Consider the following 16839-nt stretch of genomic DNA (forward strand, 5'->3'; position numbering starts at 1 on the left):
CCTCTCCTCATCCATCGACGCCGGTCCGTGCGCGCGCGACGCCGGTGCGTGCGCGTGCTCCCGCCCGCGCGGACCGCTCGGGACACCGCCGATGGTACCCGTCCCCCGGCCCGCAATCAAGGCGGGCGGGCCGAAAGAGGCCCCGCGCCGCCCACGTGTGCAACCCGGCACGCGGCCGTTCCGACACTTGACGGGGCACTCCGGGCTCATTAATGTAATCACCGTCTGCCAATGCATTCTGAAAGAAGGGCCGGGAGCCATGGGAACCGCGACCGCACGCAGCCGTTCCGCCCACCTGAGATTCGGCCTGCTGGCAGCGCTGGCGGCCTTCCTGCCGGCCCTCCTCGGTTGCCCGAAGAGCGACGACCCCGCCTACTACATCGAACGGCTGGGGAGCGACAACAAGGAGGTGCAGCGCCGGGCGGTCGAGGACCTGCTGCTCATGCAGAAGCAGGCCATGCCGAAGATCGAGAAGGCCATCCGGAGCGAGAACCCGAACCTGCGCATGGGCTGTGCCGACCTGCTCGCGCGCATCCGCCGGATGGACAGCCTGACGATGGTCGGCGAGCTGATCGACGACCCGGACTCGGCCGTGCGGCTCCGGGCGACCGAGGCGGTGGGCAAGCTCTCCCAGGTCTGGAAGAGCAAGGCGGTGGAACTGCTCGCGCGCGCCTTTGAGGGCAGCGATCTGCCGGTGGTCAACGAGGCCGGCGCCGGGTTGCGCGACATGGAGTTCGAGGAGGCGACCGAGTACCTCCTGGCAAGGTTCGAGGCCGGCGAGGGCGTCCAGGCCGTCTACGCCGGGCGACTGCTCTATGAGACCGAGGGCGACACGAAGTACGTCCGCCCCATCCTGGACGGACTGGTCTCGAGCCGCCCCGACCTGCGCGATGCCGCTCAGGCCAACGCCGAGGCGCTGGCCGATCGGATCGTCGTGCCGCTGGTGCAGTTCGTGCGCACCGACCCGGCCGGGGGGCCGGCCCGCACGACGCTCGAGAAGATCGGCGAGAGCCTGCGGGCCGAACTGGACGTCATACTGGACAGCACGACGGCCCGGGACGTGCTGATGGCCCTCGGCGCGATCGGCGACGAGCCGAGCGTTGCGCGCCTGACGGCCGACCTGTGCGACTCGCGTCTGGAGAGTACCTGGCGGGTGGCCGCCGCGCGCGCCATGGCGCTGGCCGCACGCGGCAATCCGAGCCAGGCCACGGCGATCATCCGCGAACTGATGCAGGTTGTGGACGGCGAGCAGGACAACCGGATCCGGATCGGTGCCGCCATCGCCCTGTGCGAGCTGAAGCAGCAGAGCGGCGTGAAGCTCCTGCTGGACATGCTGGACAAGTTCGAGGAGGACATCGGCAAGGCCAAGAGCGACGAGGCGGTGGCCGACCTGACGGCGCTCCGCATCGGAGCGCAGGAGGCCCTGGCGGAGTCCGGCGAGTTCGTCGCGCCCGCCCTGACGGCCCGCCTGGAGGGCAGCCCGAGCCCCACGATCATCTGGGCGGCGGCCAAGACGTTCGGGGAGATCGGCCATGCGGACGCCATCCCGCGCCTGGGCAAGTACCTCATCGAGCCGAAACGGCCCAGGAAGGACGCGGACGGCCGTCCGATGCCCGACATCACCATCGAGGAGGACGGCCGGCTGGGCGGCCAGGGGGCCGACCCCGACTGGACCGCCCTGAGCGCCGCCGAGATCGCCGAGACGCACGCCCGACTCGAGGTGTTCGAATACCCGGATTACGTTCGGTGGACAGCGGCCCTGGCCCTGGGGCGCCTCGGCGGCCGCGAGGCCGCCGCCTTCCTGCGGCAGGCGCAGGAGGCCGAGCGCAGCCTGGTCGAACGTCTGGCGGCCAACCGTCAGCGGAGCGGCTACTTCAAGCGGGCGCCCGTCCTGGATGAGTTCGCGCGCGGCCACGAGAACGTCCTGTTCTACATCCGCCGTGCGCTCGGCGGCCTCTGAGCGCGCCGTTCACCGCACGGGGTCGTGGCCGCCCGGGAACAGCGGGTTGCAGCGCAGCAGGCGGAGCGTGCCCTTCAACAGCCCCACGACCAGGCCCTTCTTGCGGATGGCGTCGATCATGTACTGGCTGCAGGTGGGCGTGAAGCGGCAGACGGACGGCAGCAGGGGGGACACAAGGCGCTGGTAGCCCCGCAGGGCCAGCAGGGTCAGGCGCGTGGGCGCGGCGGCGATCAGCCTAAGGACGGTCATCGTCGGCCTCCCGCCCTCCGTTGAGCCGCTCGATGATCCGCAGGAGCGCCGGTTCGACCTCGCCGACCCGCTCCGGCCCGGCCGCCCAGTCGACCGAGACGACCAGATCGTGCGGCGCGTGCAGACGGTGGCGGTTCAGCCGGAAGGCCTGGCGGACGGCGCGCTTCCAGCGGTTGCGCACGACGGAGTTGCCGACCTTGCGCCCGATGGACAGCCCCAGGCGGCTGCCGCCTTCGTCCCGGCGCAGCGCGCAGACGCGCAGGGGCGGTTCCTGCAGACGCCGTGCGCGCCCGGTGTAGACGCGCCGGAAGTCGCCCTCGGTCAGAAGGCGCGCCTGCCTTGGGAAGCCGAACTCCGGCATCAGGGCCCTCCAAGGAGCGTCCGGAGCGCCCCCAGCCACTCGTCGACGTCGAAGATCAGCTCCAGCTCGCCCCGTTCGGCGGGCCAGCCGTACCGGTGCACGGCGCGGTCGGTGCGGATCATCAGGCACGGGACGTCCCACCACTCCCCGCGGTAGCACTCCCGCACCTCCGAGAGCGGTATGAAGGTCGTCTCGCCCCGCTCCGCCCCCTGGTCGCCCATGATGAGCCATTCGGGCTCGTAGAGCGCGTGCCGGTCGGTCAGGGTCAGCAGGCCGGTGCTGATGGAGAACCACTCGCATTCCGGATAGGGGAAGCAGCGCACGCGGCTGCGCAGGACCTCGCGCTCGAAGTGCGGTGCGGTCAGGGCCTCGGGGACGACTTCGACCGCGAACTCCGCCGGGTCGACCTCGATCTCCTCCTCGGCCGCCGGCGCGCGGTCGAGGCCCAGGAGTTCGCGTGCCTCCTCGATCAACTGCTCCGGCGCCTCGCCTTCGGCCCGCAGGACGACGTCCCGGCCGCCGGCGGAGACGCGGATCGCCTGCCCCAGACCCGGCCGTCGATGGAGGAGGAAGCGCCGCACGGCCGTCGCCGCCTGGTCGACCCCGACACGAAGCGGATCGGCCTGCAGGACGCGGTAGTTCAACTCCTCCGGTCGTACGTGCCACTCGGCGATCGAGGCCATCACGAGCCCTCCAGCAGCAGGGCGAAGCCGGTCGACATGTGCACCTCCACGCCGCCGTCCGGCCGACGTTCCAGTATCATACACTCCGCCCCGGGCAGCGCGTCAACCAGGCGCACGCCCTCCGCAGGCCCCAGCACGCTGATGGCCGTGGCCAGGCCGTCGGCCAGGGTCGCGTCCGGCGCCACGACCGTGGCGCTCGGCACGTTGCCCACCGGGCGGCCGTTGCGGGGATCGATGATGTGCGAGTAGTGCCGGTCGCCGACGCGGAACCAGCGTGCGTAGTCGCCGCTGGTCGTCACGGCGCAGGCGCCCACCCTCAGCACCCATTCCTCGGCGACGTCCGGCGCGCGCCGCACCCGGATGGCCCAGTGTCCCGACGCGGGTGGGGTGCCGAACGTGCGCAGGTCGCCGCCGATGTCCACCAGGCCGCTTGCCGCGCCGGCCGCCTGGAGCGCCTCCACCGCCCGGTCGATGGCGTATCCCTTGGCGATGCCGCCCAGGTCGATCTCCATGCCCGGCACCGCGAACCGTGCGCCGCCCGGCTCGACGCGGAGCTTCTCCCAGCCGACGAGAGCACGCACCCGCTCGATCTGGTCGGGTGTGGGCGGCACGCCGCGGGCCGCCGCCGTGCGCCAGAGGGTGCGCAAGGGCGCGTAGGTCACGTCGAAGGCGCCGCCGGCCCTGCGGGACACGTCCGCGGCCCGGAGCAGCACCGCCTCGGTCTCCTCAGAGACGGGCACCGGGCCGGGGTGGCCGTGGCGGTTCAGGCGGCTCACCTCGCTGTCGGGGCGGTAGGTGCTCATCCGGGCCTCGACCTGCCGCGTGTGCGCCACGGCGGGGGCCAGCAGGCGTTCGGCGGCCCGGGCGTCCGGGGCCGCGACCTCGAAGCGCGCGTCGGTGCCCATGACCTGGAACGACGTCTCGAACCGCCCCGGGCGGCCGGCACGCGTGCGCACGTGCATTCGCTCGTTCGAGCCGGCGGCCGGCCTCGGGCCGGTCCATCCGGCTGCGAGCGCAAGGATGCCGGCCAGGGCCGCAACGCCGGCCAGGGCTGCCAGGACCACCGCCCGCCTGTGACCCGCTTTCTCCATCTCCGAGGTGTCCCGCTGCCGTGCCCGCCGTGCCCGAGGTGACGGCTACTCCGCGTGCTCCACCGCCGGCTCCCCGGCGAGCACGCCGCCCAGCCGCCGAATCGCGTCCACGTGCCGGGGGTGTATCCGGACGGTCAGCCGCAGGCGGTCACCGTCGGAACGTTGCTCCAGCACCTGGCCCTTCTCGTGCAGGAACGCGAACAGCCGGCCGTTGCCGGCCGCGGCGTCCACCTGCAGCACGGTCTCGGCGGTGCCGACGTGCCCGTCCACCCGGAGGGCCAGCTCGTCGAGCCCCTCGCCGGTCTGCGCGCTCGTGGCGACGACCGCGCCGACCTGCCTCCTCAGCAAAGCCACCACGGAGGGATCGCGTACGGCGTCCATCTTGTTCAGGACGCAGATGGTCGGCCTGTCCAGGCTCCCGAGCTGTGCCAGCACCTTGTTGACGGCGTCCATCTCCCGCTCGCAGTCGGGCTCCGACGCATCGACGACGTGCAGCAGCAGGTCGGCTTCCCGGGTCTCCTCGAGCGTGGCGTGGAAGGACTCGGCAAGGTGGTGAGGGAACTTCCGGATGAACCCGACGGTGTCGCTCAGAAGGACCTCCCGGCCCTGCGGCAGCCGCCAGAGGCGCGTGCGGGTGTCCAGGGTCTCGAAGAGGCGGTCGCGCACGCGCACGCCGGCGCCGGTCAGGGCGTTCATCAGGCTGGACTTGCCCGCGTTGGTGTAGCCGACCAGGGCGACCGAGGGGAAGCGTTCGTTCCGGGCCTGCGCCTCCACGTGATGGCGCCGGCGCACGCCCTCCAGCTCCTGCCGCAGGTCGTGGATGCGCTGCTGGACCATGCGGCGGTCGACTTCGAGCTGCTTCTCGCCCGGTCCGCGCACGCCGATGCCGCCTCCGGCCGGGCCGCCCAGGGTGCCGCCGGCCGTGCGGTCCAGGTGCGTCCACATGCGCTTGAGGCGCGGGAACTCGTATTCCAATTGCGCCAGCTCCACCTGGAGCTGCGCCTGTTTCGTGCGCGCGTGCGCCGCGAATATGTCCAGGATCACCTCGCTGCGGTCCACCACCTTGACGGCCAGAGTCTCCTCCAGGGTTCGGACCTGCGACGGCGAGAGATCGTCGTCGCAGACGACCACCTCGGCCTCGGCGTCTCGGCAGAGCTCCTGGAGCTGCTCGAGCTTGCCCCTGCCGACGTAGTAGCGGCGGTCGGGCAGGTTCCGGAACTGCCGGACACGGCCGACGACGGTTGCCCCGGCCGTCTGCGTCAGGTTCTCCAGTTCGGCGAACGTCACGTCGGCCTCCGACCTGTTGCGCGAATCGGCCACCTGCACGAGTACGGCACGCTCGGCGCGCAGCTCCAGGTCCGTCCTTCTCGGCTCGCCCATGTGTTCCCCCGCCTGTGGCTGGGACGGCGTTCGCGCCGTCCGACCTCGTAGACTATTATAGGACGACACAACGACGCGGTCACCTGACGGCTCCGGAGGCTTTGGTCGGAGGCGTTGAGGCCGAACATCTATACAGAAGGAGAGTCATCGGCGCCCTGCGGCCCTTGACAGGGCAGGGCGGTTGTGAAACAATGCAGTGCTCCCCGTTTGTGCCCGCCGAAAGGCCGGGAGCAGGCAGGCTGTTCCATAGCCCTTGCGAGGATGTGTCCATGAGCGACAAGCTCCTTGAAATTCGTTGGCACGGCCGGGGCGGCCAGGGTGCCAAGACGGCGGCCGCCATGGTGGCGGAAGTGGCCGTCGAGGCCGGCAAGTACGCCCAGGCTGCGCCCGAGTATGGTGCGGAGCGCGAAGGCGCCCCGATCAAGGCGTACACGCGGATCGACGACGTTGTCATCCGCATGCACGACGCGATCTACTACCCGGACATCGTGGTGGTCCTGGACGACACGCTGCTGGAAACGCAGGGCGTCTCCGAGGGGCTCAGCGAGGACGGCGTTCTGCTGGTCAACACCCGCAAGTCGCCCGAGCAGGTCCGCAGCCTGCTGAAGCTTGAAGGCGGCAAGGTCTTCACGATCGATGCGACGACCATCGCCATCGAGGAGATCAAGCGGCCGATTCCGAACACGGTGATGATCGGGGCCCTCGTGGCCGTCACGGGCGTGACGGACGTCGCGCACATCGAGAAGGACATCCGCAAGAAGCTCGGCGGCAAGCTGAGCGAGGGGATGCTCGAGGGCAACTTCCGCGCCGTACGGCGCGCCGCCGAGGAGGTGAGAGGCGAGAATGGCTAGACTCATGAACAAGGGCGAGATGAAGCCCGGCGCCATCGCCCCCGCCGGCAGCATGCACGACCTCTTCACGGGTTCCTGGCGCACCTATGTGCCCGTGACGGACCTGGACAAGTGCACCCATTGCATGATGTGCTGGGTCATGTGCCCTGACAGCTCCATCCTGGTGGAGGACAGCCGGAAGGTGGGCACCGATCTGGACCACTGCAAGGGCTGCGGCATCTGCGCCGCCGTCTGTCCCGTGAAAGCGATCGAGATGAAGCTCGAAAGCGACATGTCCCCGGACGAGAGGAAAGGATGAGCCACCATGGCTGAACGAGTGGCACTGACGGGGAATGATTCGGCGGCCTACGCCCTCAAGCAGATCAACCCGGACGTCGTGGCGGCCTACCCGATCACTCCCCAGACAGAGATGATGCACAAATTCGCCGCCTACGTCGCCGACGGCGAAGTCGTCACCGAATTCGTGCCCGTCGAGAGCGAGCACAGCGCCATGAGCGCGGCGGTCGGCGCCTCGCTCGCCGGCGCCCGCGCGTGCACGGCGACCAGCGCCAACGGCCTGGCCCTGATGTGGGAGATCCTCTACATCGCCGCCAGTTGCCGCTGCCCGATCGCCATGCCCGTCGTCAACCGCGCCCTCAGCGGCCCCATCAACATCCACTGCGACCACAGCGACACGATGGGCGCCCGCGACAGCGGGTGGATTCAGATCTACAGCGAAAACTGCCAGGAAGCCTACGACAACACCATCCAGGCCGTCCGCATCGCCGAGCACCCCGACGTGCGCCTGCCCGTGATGTCCTGTCTGGACGGCTTCATCCTGAGCCACACGCTGGAGTCCCTGGAGGTCTCCAACGACGAGACCGTGCGGGGCTTCCTGGGCACCTACCGGCCCGCCGACGCCCTGCTGAACGTGGACAATCCGCAGACGTTCGGCGCCTTCGCGCTCCAGAACTACTACTTCGAGTTCAAGAAGCAGCAGATCGACGCCATGGCCAACGCCCTGACCGTCATCGAGGAGGTCGGGCGCGAATACGGCAAGCTGACCGGCCGTTCCTACGGGCTGCTGGACGCCTATCGCTGCGACGACGCCGAGGTGGTCCTGGTCGGGCTCGGTTCCACGATGGGCACGGCCAAGCAGGCGGTCGACGACCTGCGGGCCGAGGGCATCCGCTGCGGCGTTCTGAAGGTCCGCAGCTTCCGGCCGTTCCCGTTCGCGAAGGTCCGCGAGGCGCTGGCCGGCGCCGCCGTCGTCGGCGTGGTCGACCGGGCCGTCTCGTTCGGTCTCGGCGGGCCGCTCTATCACGAGGTGCGCTCGGCCCTCTACGGCGGCCGGACGCCGACCATGAACTTCATCTACGGCCTCGGCGGACGCGACCTGAGCCTGGACGACGCCCGGGGCGTGCTGCGCTCCCTGACCGAGGCGGGCGATCTGGCGCCGGCCGAGCCGGTCGTCCGTTACATCGGGCTGCGCGATTAGGTCCGCAACTCGCGGCATACAGAAGAAGCGAGGCGATAAATGCCCACGACGAACCTGAAAGAACTCTGCAACATGCCCGACCTCCTGAGCGGCGGCCATGCCGCCTGCCCCGGATGTGCCGGCCCGGTTGCCCTGCGGCAGGTGCTGCTCGCCGCCCAGCAGGACGGCGCCCGCGTGGCCGTCGGCATCGCGACCGGCTGCATGGAGGTCAGCACGACCGTCTATCCGAACTCCGCCTGGCGTGTGCCCCTCATCCACAACGCCTTCGAGAACGCCGCCGCCACCGTCAGTGGCGCCGAGGCCGCCTACCGGTCTCTGAAGCGGCAGGGCAAGCTGGACAAGGAGATCGTCTTCCTGGCCTTCGGCGGCGACGGCGGCACCTACGACATCGGCCTGCAGTCGCTCTCCGGCGCCCTGGAACGGGGCCACGATTTCACCTACATCTGCTACGACAACGAAGCGTACATGAACACGGGCATCCAGCGCTCCGGCGCGACGCCCAAGGGCGCCTTCACCACCACCGTGCCGGCCGGCAAGCAGTCGCCCGGCAAGGGGCAGCAGAAGAAGGACCTGACCGCCATCGTGGCCGCCCACGGCGTGCCCTACGTGGCGCAGGCCTCGCCGCATCGCTGGCGCGACCTGATGCAGAAGGTGCAGAAGGCCGTCGCCGTCGAGGGCCCGACGTTCATCAACGTGCTGAGCCCCTGCCCGCGCGGCTGGCGCTACGAGCCGGGGCAGACGATCGAGATCTGCAAGCTGGCCGCCGAGACCTGTGTCTGGCCGCTGTTCGAGATCGAAGACGGCCGCACGAAGGTCAGCTACAAGCCCCGTGAGAAGAAGCCCGTCACCGACTGGCTCAAGAGCCAGGGCCGGTTCCGCCACCTGTTCGCGCCGCAGAACGAGCACATGATCGAGGAGATCCAGCAGGACGTGGACCGCAGATGGGAGCGCCTGCTGGCCATGGAGTCGTTCGATGCGGGAAAGGCGGACTGAGCGCCTCTCGTGTGCTGCATTCCACAGCCCCGGTGGGGAGCACGTGCCTGCCGGGGCTTTTCATTGGAGGAGCATCGGAAGGTTGCCCCGCCCCCGCCGATGCGCTAACATGCCCGCGCCCCCGCAAGGCGCCGGGGCCCCTTCCATGCCCCGCCGCAGCCATCAAGCAGAAGGAGTGCCGTGTGAGCCTGCACGCGATCGATCCCGACATCGCACGCGCCATCGACGGCGAGATGCAACGCCAGCGTGAGCACCTGACGCTCGTCGCCTCGGAGAATCACTGCCCCCCGGCCGTCAGGGAGGCCGTCGGTTCGGTGATGACCGACAAATACGCCGAGGGCTACCCCGGTGCGCGCTACTACGGCGGTTGCGAGCGCGTGGACGACGCCGAGGGACTGGCCGTCGAGAGGATCACCCATCTGTTCGGCGCGGAACACGGCAACGTGCAGCCCCACTCCGGATCGCAGGCCAACATGGCCGTCTACATGGCCATGCTCGGCCCCGGCGCGCAGGTGCTGGGCATGTCGCTCGCCCACGGAGGCCACCTCACCCACGGGCATCCCCGCAGCTTCAGCGGGCAGCTCTACGAGGCCGCCAGCTACGGGGTGGACCGCGAGACCGGCCTCATCGACTACGACCAGGTGCGCCGCCTGGCCCAGCAGCACAACCCCGCCCTGATCATCGCCGGGTCCAGCGCATACAGCCGCACCATCGACTTCGGGCAGTTCGGAGCCATTGCCGAGGAGGTCGGCGCCTACCTCCTGGCCGACATCGCGCACATCGCCGGCCTGGTCGCCGCCGGACTGCACCCGAGCCCCATCCCGCACGCCGACCTCATCACCGGCACCACCCACAAGACGCTGCGCGGCCCCCGCGGAGGCTTCATCCTGTCCCGCCAGAAGCACGCGCACAGCATCGACAGCGCCGTCATGCCCGGCATCCAGGGCGGGCCCATGATGCACGTGATCGCCGGCAAGGCCGTCTGCTTCAAGCTGGCCGCGACGCCGGAGTTCCGCCAATACCAGACGCAGGTCCTGGCCAACGCCCGCGCGATGGCCGACGAACTGGCCGGGGCGGGGTTCTCCCTCGTCAGCGGCGGCACGGACAACCACATGCTCATGGTGGACTTGACCGAGAACGGCCTGAGCGGAATCGAAGCCCAGAACGTGCTCGCACGCGCCCACATCACGCTCAACAAGAACGCGATCCCGTACGACCGGCGCAAGCCGTCCGAGGGCAGCGGCATCCGTATCGGCACCCCCGCCGTGACCACCCGGGGGCTGACCGAACCGGACGTGCGGCAGGTGGCCCGCTGGATCGCCGAGATACTGCTCGCCCCCGACCCCGCGAAGGCGGCCGACGCGCTCAAGCCCCAGGTGCTGGACCTCTGCGAGCGCTTCCCGATCCCCTGAGGGCCCGCAGGAGGCCCGCCCGCCCCGGCGGGCAGGGCGCCTGTGCCACACAAGAAGACTCCTTCCACGGGCTGCTGAGGGCCGCCGGGGCGCCGGCTGTCCCTGTGCATGCCCGCAGGAACCCCGCGACCGCCGGATTCGGCACGCACCCCCGTCTGCCCCCCATGGCCCCCGGATGCCACATAATTTCCTTGCATTGACGCACGGTCTGTGGTACCATGCAAATATGGGGGAGAGGTGTACGTGTGGTGCGCCGCCCCGGATGGGTCCGTTGTTCTTATGCCTGAGGCCGTTGCGCGCGATCCCGGACGGGGCGCGTGCGCCCGGGGGCGGTGGAGGGAGGGCCTACGATGAGCGTTCCGTTCCAGCTTGCAGTTGCGGACGGGATTGGGGCCGGTGCTGGGGGCGTGCCGGCGGTCTTCGGGTCCCGCAGGACCCTGCTGAGCAGTCTTGGCCTGAGCGGGCTTCTGCTGCTGACCAGCATGCTGTTCGTGCGCAACCTCCCCGTGGGAGTCAAGATCTTCACGTGGGGGCTGTTCGCCTGGTCGCTCGTGGTGACTGCCTACGCGGTCTTCACGTACGTGGCCGTGCGCCGGTCCGCTCACACGGTGGGCAACGGCATGACCGATCCGCTGACCGGCCTGCTGAACCGCAAGGGCCTCATCACGGCCCTGGAGGAATACGATCTGGACGTCGAGCAATTCGGCCGGCGCGTGCGTCTCATCGACGTGGACCTGGCCAACCTGGACAGGGTCAACCACGAGTTCGGGCAGTCGATGGGCGACGTCGTCCTGCAGGACATCGCGGACCTGCTGCGCCGCACGGCGCCGGGCAGTGCGCTGGTCGGTCGGCTCGGGGGCGACGAGTTCCTGCTGGCTCTTCCGGGCGCGACGGACGCCGAGACCGATCGGCTGGCCGCGGCCCTGCGGGTCGCCGTGGCCGATTACTCGCTGAACCTCGGGGACCGCGGCGAGGTCGGCGGGCTGAAGGCACACGTCAGCGTCGCGGCCTATCTGCCCGACCACTCGTCCCTGCACGAGACGGTCAGGTGTGCCAAAGAGGCCAGTGTTCACGGGCGCCTGCCCGACGGGGCAGGGCAGGCCGACGAGACGGCCTACCACGTGCCGCGTGTCACCCTCGGGGCCTTTGCCGTGCACCGATGGCAGAACCTGAGCGAGAAGGCGCGGGGCGGGTTCACGCTCTGGCAGCGGTCGCCCGCCGACGGCGAGTTCCTCGAAGCGATGGTCAGCGACATCGTGCGGATGCTCGACGGGAAGGCGGAGGTGCAGTGGGTGGACTTTGTGACCACCCCCCCGGCCGCCGGAACGCGCGTGACGCCCGGACGGCGTCTGGCCGAGGCCGTCGCGAAGCAGTTGGGCGTTCCCTATCGCGACGTGATGCGGGCCGACACGAGCGGCCCCGAGACGCGCAGCGTCGAGCCCGCCGTCGGCGCCTTCGTTGACAGGGGCGCCGGCGCGCTGTTGGTCACCGACGTGATCGGCTCGGGCATCCTGGAACGTCGCTGCGTCAGAAAGCTGTCCGCCGCCGGCGTCCGTGTCCAGGTCGCCGCCTGGGCGGCCTACTGACGCCGGTCCGCCCTGCGCCGCGCCCGTCGCACACCGGTCCGTCGTGTTCCCCGCTGTCCCTGCCTGTCCGTCCGCGGCAGACTCCCGGTGACCGGTCCGGAGGGAGACTGCCCATGGACGCGTCGCGCGTGGGGGTGGTGGGTCTGGGCACGTTCGGCGAGGTGCACCTGAATGCCTACGCCGGCCAGCCCGGTCCTCCGACTACCGTGAGATGCCTGCGATGCACGGCCTGCGCGTCACCCGCACGGTGCCGGCCATGGAGCAGTCGGCCCGCCAGGGACGGCCCGTCGAGCTGTGACTACAGCGCGCGCAACGCCGCGCGGCCGTAGTCCAGCATGCTCAGGACGGTGATGGCCACGACGGCCGAGCTCAGCCCGATCACGAACGTCTGCTCCCAGCGGCCCCAATACAGCGGCCCCGCCATCAGCACCGCACCGCACGTCCCCTGCACCAGCGCCTTCAGCTTGCCGGTGCGCCGGGCGCTCACGTCGCCTCCGCGTTCCGTCATGACGATGCGCGAGTAGGAGACCGTGACGTCCCGCACGGCCATGACGAGCGGCACGAACGCCAGGCACCGGCCGATCATCGCCAGCGACCAGTACACGACCAGCCGCGACACGCTGTCCGCATAGGGGTCGAACAGCTTCCCGAATTTGCTCACCGTCCGGCTGCGACGGGCGGCGTAGCCGTCCGCCAGATCGGACACCTCGATGGCGATGATCAGGATCGTGGACGCCACGATCGCCCAGCTCCGGTCCCGTGACCACAACGTCAGCACGGCCACCGGCACTGCGAGGGCCAGGCGCGATCCCGTGAGGAGATTGACGAGCACCAGCTTGGACAACGGCGCCTCCTTCTGAGGCCGGTCGTTCGGCACATGCGAGGGCACGGACTGCAGGCGACGGGGCGCGAGCGACTTCGGCCCGGCTGGGGTCGGCAGGCGGCGCCTGCACGCGCCGCCGCCGGCGCCCTTATACCATCCGCCGTCGCCGCCTGCAAGGGCACGGACGTCGTCCCTGCCCCCTGCCCCCTAACCCGTTGGCCGCAAAGGGGAAGCGGCCGGGCGCGTTCGACTTCCGCTTGAACTGCCCCCGCGTTCTGCTATAATCCATTGGACCGTGCCGGCGGGGGCCTCGTGTGTGCGCAGGGCCCGCTGTCTGCAGCGGTCGCCGTCGGCCCCATGGCCGGCCTCGATGTGTAGCCTCCGCCTTCCGGAACGAACAGAACATTGTTTGAGACGCTGACCAGTTCACTCGAGGGCTTCTTCGGCAAGCTGCGGGGCCGCCCGCTCCTGACGGAGAAGAACATCCAGGACGGGCTCAAGGAGGTCCGCATGGCCCTCCTGGAGGCCGACGTCCACTACAAGGTCGTCAAGGGCTTCATCGAGCGAGTCAGCGAGCAGGCCGTCGGCGAGAAGGTCGTTCGGGGCGTCAACCCCGCCCAGCAGATCGTCAAGATCGTCCGCGACGAGATCGCCGCCCTCATCGGCCCCGTCGATACGGCCGTGCCCATGAAGCAGGACGGCCCCACCGTCCTGATGGTCTGCGGCCTCCAGGGCAGCGGCAAGACGACCACCTGCGCCAAGCTCGCCCAGTACCTGCGCCACACATACTCCTGCTCGCCCGTCCTGGCCGCTGCCGACATCTACCGCCCCGCCGCCATCGACCAGCTCGAGATACTCGGCGGGCAGATCAACGTGCCGGTCGTCAGCGACCGCAACGCCGACGCCGTCATGATCGCCATGAAGGCCCGGTTCCGCGCCGCCGAAGAGGGGCTTGGCCCCGTCATCCTCGATACCGCCGGGCGCCTGCACATCGACGAAGAGATGATGCAGGAACTGCGCAGGCTCAAGGAGCGCGCCAAACCCGACCAGATCTACCTCGTCACCGACGCCATGAGCGGCCAGGACGCCGTCAACAGCGCCCTCGAGTTCAACCGCAGCCTCGAGATCGACGGCATCATCATGACCAAGCTCGACGGCGACGCGCGCGGCGGGGCCGCCCTGTCCATCAAGGCCGTCACGGGCAAGCCCATCAAATTCGTCGGCCTCGGCGAGAAGCTCGACAAGTTCGAGCCCTTCTACCCCGACCGCATGGCCGACCGCATCCTGGGCATGGGCGACGTCGTCGGCCTGGTCGAGAAGGCCCAGGCCGTCATCGACGACGAAGACGCCCAGAAACTCGAGGAGAAGCTCCGCCGCGCCACGTTCGACCTGGAGGACTTCCGCCAGCAGATCCGCACCATCCGTCGAATGGGCTCCCTGCGCGACCTCCTCGGCCACCTGCCCTTCATCGGCTCGAAGATGGACCAGATGGAGGGATTCGACGAGCGGCAGATCGACCGCGTCGAGGCGATCATCAACAGCATGACGCAAACCGAGCGATCCCACCCGGACATCATCAGCGCCAGCCGCCGCGAGCGCATCGCCCGCGGCAGCGGGACCGAGCCGGTGGCCGTCAACCAGCTGTTGAAGCAGTTCAAGCAGATGAAGAAGATGATGCGCAAACTCAGCCGCGGCGATGTCGACGCGCTGATGCAGAGCATGCCGGCCGGCTTCGACCAGCTGGCCGGAGCGCCGCCGGGCGCCGCCCGCCGCGCGCGAAAGGCGACCAAACGCCGCAAGCGGCGGTAGACGCCCCTGACCGGAGAGCGAACACACGCAACTATGGTGAAGATCAGGCTGACAAGAACAGGACGCAAGGGCAAGGCTTACTGGCGGATCGGCGCCTTCGACGCCCGCACCCGCCGCGACGGCAAGCCGATCGAATACCTCGGCTCCTACGACCCGCACAAGGAGAAGGACGAGCACAAGGTCCAGCTCAAGCGCGAACGGGTCGAATACTGGCTCAGCAAGGGCGCCCAGCCGACCGAGACCGTCGCGCAGATCCTGCGCAAACAGGGCGTCGGCGTCTGACCGGTCCGGCCGGGAGGCCGCCAGACCCTCCCGTGCGGGCCCCGGGAGAGCACCGTATGGCGCCATCGGGTCGGTTGCCCCTCAGGTTCGACGTGCTGACCCTCTTCCCGGAGGTCTTCGAGCCGTTCCTGGAATCCAGCATGCTCGGCATCGCGCGCGAGAAGGGCCGGGCCGCCTACTACCTGCACAACATCCGGGACTACAGCCTGGATAGGCACCACAAGGTGGACGATCGGCCCTACGGCGGCGGCCCCGGCATGGTGATGTGCTGCGAGCCGGTCTACCGCTGCTACGAGGCCGTGCGCGGCATGGATACGGAGCCCGGGCGCCTCCTGCTGCTGACGCCCCAGGGGCGCCGGTTCGACCACGCACTGGCCGACCAGCTGAGCCACGAGCGGCGCATCCTGCTCCTGTGCGGCCGCTACGAGGGATTCGACGAGCGCATCCGTCTGGGACTGCCGGTCGAGGAGGTCTCGCTCGGCGACTTCGTGCTCAGCGGCGGCGAGGCGGCGGCCATGGCCATCATCGACGCCATTGTCCGCCTGGTACCGGGCGTCCTCGGCGACGAGGAATCGGCCCGGGAGGACAGCTTTGCACAAGGATGGCTGGAATACCCTCACTACACGCGGCCGCCCGAATACGACGGCCGGAAGGTGCCCGACGTCCTGCTCAGCGGAGACCATGCCGCCATCGCGCGATGGCGCCGCGCGCAGGCCGAAGAGCGCACCCGCGCCCGACGGGCGGACCTGCTGAAGAACATCGACAGTGAACCGGAGACACACGATGCCTGACAAGAAACAGCCCACAGCCCACGAACTGCTCGCCTCCATTGAAAAGGAGCAGATGAAGGCCGAGATCCCGCCTTTCCACGTCGGCGACACGCTCGACGTGGGCGTCACCATCCGCGAGGCGGGCAAGGAACGCGTCCAGGTCTTCACCGGCACCTGCATCGCCCGCAAGGGCGACGGCATCCGCGAGACCTTCACCGTGCGGCGCATCGTCCAGGGCGAGGGCGTCGAGCGTGTCTTCCCGCTCCACTCGCCCAGCATCCAGAGCATCAAGGTCGTGCGGCGCGGGCGCGTGCGCCGGGCCAAGCTGCACTACCTGCGCGAGCGCCGCGGCCGCTCCGCGCGCCTCCGCGAAGACCTGCGGCAGCGCCCCGAGGACAAGGTCGCCAGGTAGCGCCGCCGTCCCGTGTGCCTTGGCCGGCGGCCCGTTCTGGCTCTCCGACGCCCTCGTTGCATGGGATACATCGCCGGGCTTGACACGCGGTGGCGTCGGGCCTACAATCGCCGGTAACGGAGCGGGCGTAATTCAGTGGCAGAATGCCAGCTTCCCAAGCTGGACGTCGAGGGTTCGAATCCCTTCGCCCGCTCCATGCCATAAGCCGACAGGACCGGACACAGGCGGTCTGTGGCGGCCACCCCCGCGAGCTTCTGACTCCTCCCTCCGAGCCCGTGTCGCCCTCCATCCGGCCACTAGCGGACAGCACCGGACAGCGCCGGACAGAAAGTGGGTGAAGATCTGGGTGAAACAGCGGATGAGGATCTGGATGAAGTGGACGGTCGTGTTCTCCGCCTCAAGGGCACCATCCGCCGCGACGACCCCCGGTGGCCTGATGGCGACGTAGATTGAGAAGGCTTGAAGAGAGAGGCTAAACTGACCTTCAAGAGATGCCCCTCCTGCAGGGGGGGGCAAGTTGGGAGGAGGCGCAGAAATGCCTGATTGGGCCCAGCTGGTGGGATCGCTCGGTGGCGATGTCACCGGTCACTTCAAAACCGGCCACGGGTGGTCACTTCAAAACCAGCCCGTTTATGTATGGTAGTTGACTGACATTGGAGCGTTTTCCCTCCCGGATTTCAAGCCTTCTGCTCGGTTGCCC

General features: G+C 69.4%; 17 protein-coding genes and 1 tRNA gene. 12 read left to right on the forward strand and 6 right to left on the reverse strand.

Annotation, left to right across the window (positions count from 1 at the left end; genetic code table 11):
• Positions 1–259 precede the first annotated feature (259 nt).
• Positions 260–1960: a HEAT repeat domain-containing protein gene (locus GXY85_08955; GenBank protein NLW50950.1), complete on the forward strand. Its 1701-nt coding sequence runs from the start codon at positions 260–262 to the stop codon at positions 1958–1960.
• A 9-nt stretch (positions 1961–1969) separates the two neighbouring features.
• Here the strand turns inward: GXY85_08955 and yidD are convergent, their stop codons facing one another.
• From yidD to hflX, 5 genes are read right to left on the reverse strand one after another with little or no spacing between them, the layout of a single operon-like run.
• Positions 1970–2209, reverse strand: coding sequence for a membrane protein insertion efficiency factor YidD (gene yidD, locus GXY85_08960; GenBank protein NLW50951.1), 240 nt, complete (start codon positions 2207–2209; stop codon positions 1970–1972).
• Positions 2196–2570, reverse strand: a complete 375-nt coding sequence (gene rnpA / locus GXY85_08965; protein NLW50952.1) for a ribonuclease P protein component — start codon at positions 2568–2570, stop codon at positions 2196–2198. Before rnpA ends, yidD begins: the two co-directional genes overlap by 14 nt.
• Positions 2570–3253: a hypothetical protein gene (locus tag GXY85_08970; GenBank protein ID NLW50953.1), complete on the reverse strand. Its 684-nt coding sequence runs from the start codon at positions 3251–3253 to the stop codon at positions 2570–2572. Before GXY85_08970 ends, rnpA begins: the two co-directional genes overlap by 1 nt.
• On the reverse strand, positions 3253–4344 hold the full coding sequence (locus tag GXY85_08975; protein NLW50954.1) for an FAD:protein FMN transferase: 1092 nt from the start codon (positions 4342–4344) through the stop codon (positions 3253–3255). Before GXY85_08975 ends, GXY85_08970 begins: the two co-directional genes overlap by 1 nt.
• Positions 4345–4389: 45 nt before the next feature.
• Entirely contained in the window at positions 4390–5724 is a 1335-nt protein-coding gene (hflX, locus tag GXY85_08980) for a GTPase HflX (protein NLW50955.1), read from the reverse strand.
• 269 nt (positions 5725–5993) lie between these two features.
• Here hflX and GXY85_08985 point away from each other — a divergent pair, with 269 nt between their 5' ends.
• The 6 genes from GXY85_08985 to GXY85_09010 all read left to right on the forward strand — a co-directional run bounded on the left by GXY85_08985 (position 5994) and on the right by GXY85_09010 (position 12043).
• Positions 5994–6575 (forward strand): pyruvate synthase, encoded by a 582-nt coding sequence (locus tag GXY85_08985; protein NLW50956.1) that lies wholly within the window; start codon positions 5994–5996, stop codon positions 6573–6575.
• Between the two features lie 4 nt (positions 6576–6579).
• A complete protein-coding gene (locus GXY85_08990; protein ID NLW50957.1) occupies positions 6580–6873 on the forward strand; it encodes a 4Fe-4S binding protein in 294 nt (97 codons plus the stop codon).
• Between the two features lie 6 nt (positions 6874–6879).
• Positions 6880–8052, forward strand: a complete 1173-nt coding sequence (gene porA, locus GXY85_08995) for a pyruvate ferredoxin oxidoreductase (GenBank protein ID NLW50958.1) — start codon at positions 6880–6882, stop codon at positions 8050–8052.
• Between the two features lie 39 nt (positions 8053–8091).
• Positions 8092–9045: a pyruvate ferredoxin oxidoreductase gene (locus tag GXY85_09000; protein ID NLW50959.1), complete on the forward strand. Its 954-nt coding sequence runs from the start codon at positions 8092–8094 to the stop codon at positions 9043–9045.
• Positions 8994–10457, forward strand: coding sequence for a serine hydroxymethyltransferase (locus GXY85_09005; GenBank protein ID NLW50960.1), 1464 nt, complete (start codon positions 8994–8996; stop codon positions 10455–10457). The genes GXY85_09000 and GXY85_09005 overlap by 52 nt, the downstream gene beginning before the upstream one ends.
• A gap of 350 nt (positions 10458–10807) precedes the next feature.
• A complete protein-coding gene (locus GXY85_09010) occupies positions 10808–12043 on the forward strand; it encodes a GGDEF domain-containing protein (protein NLW50961.1) in 1236 nt (411 codons plus the stop codon).
• Positions 12044–12341: 298 nt separating this feature from the next.
• Here GXY85_09010 and GXY85_09015 read toward each other — a convergent pair whose 3' ends face one another.
• Positions 12342–12887, reverse strand: coding sequence for a CDP-alcohol phosphatidyltransferase family protein (locus GXY85_09015; GenBank protein NLW50962.1), 546 nt, complete (start codon positions 12885–12887; stop codon positions 12342–12344).
• Positions 12888–13271: 384 nt separating this feature from the next.
• On the opposite strand from GXY85_09015, the gene ffh reads away from it, so the two are divergent.
• From ffh to GXY85_09040, 5 genes are all read left to right on the forward strand, one after another.
• The gene (gene ffh, locus GXY85_09020; GenBank protein ID NLW50963.1) at positions 13272–14675 is read left to right on the forward strand and encodes a signal recognition particle protein; all 1404 of its coding nucleotides are present in this window, start codon (positions 13272–13274) and stop codon (positions 14673–14675) included.
• Between the two features lie 33 nt (positions 14676–14708).
• Entirely contained in the window at positions 14709–14957 is a 249-nt protein-coding gene (gene rpsP, locus GXY85_09025) for a 30S ribosomal protein S16 (protein ID NLW50964.1), read from the forward strand.
• A 56-nt stretch (positions 14958–15013) separates the two neighbouring features.
• Positions 15014–15748: a tRNA (guanosine(37)-N1)-methyltransferase TrmD gene (trmD, locus tag GXY85_09030; protein ID NLW50965.1), complete on the forward strand. Its 735-nt coding sequence runs from the start codon at positions 15014–15016 to the stop codon at positions 15746–15748.
• Entirely contained in the window at positions 15741–16139 is a 399-nt protein-coding gene (rplS, locus tag GXY85_09035) for a 50S ribosomal protein L19 (protein NLW50966.1), read from the forward strand. Before trmD ends, rplS begins: the two co-directional genes overlap by 8 nt.
• Before the next feature lie 121 nt (positions 16140–16260).
• Positions 16261–16335 (forward strand) — tRNA-Gly (locus GXY85_09040).
• Positions 16336–16839 lie beyond the last annotated feature (504 nt).

The sequence above is a fragment of the Candidatus Brocadiaceae bacterium genome, from assembly GCA_012728835.1.
In the GTDB taxonomy this organism is placed as follows: domain Bacteria; phylum Planctomycetota; class Brocadiia; order SM23-32; family SM23-32; genus JAAYEJ01.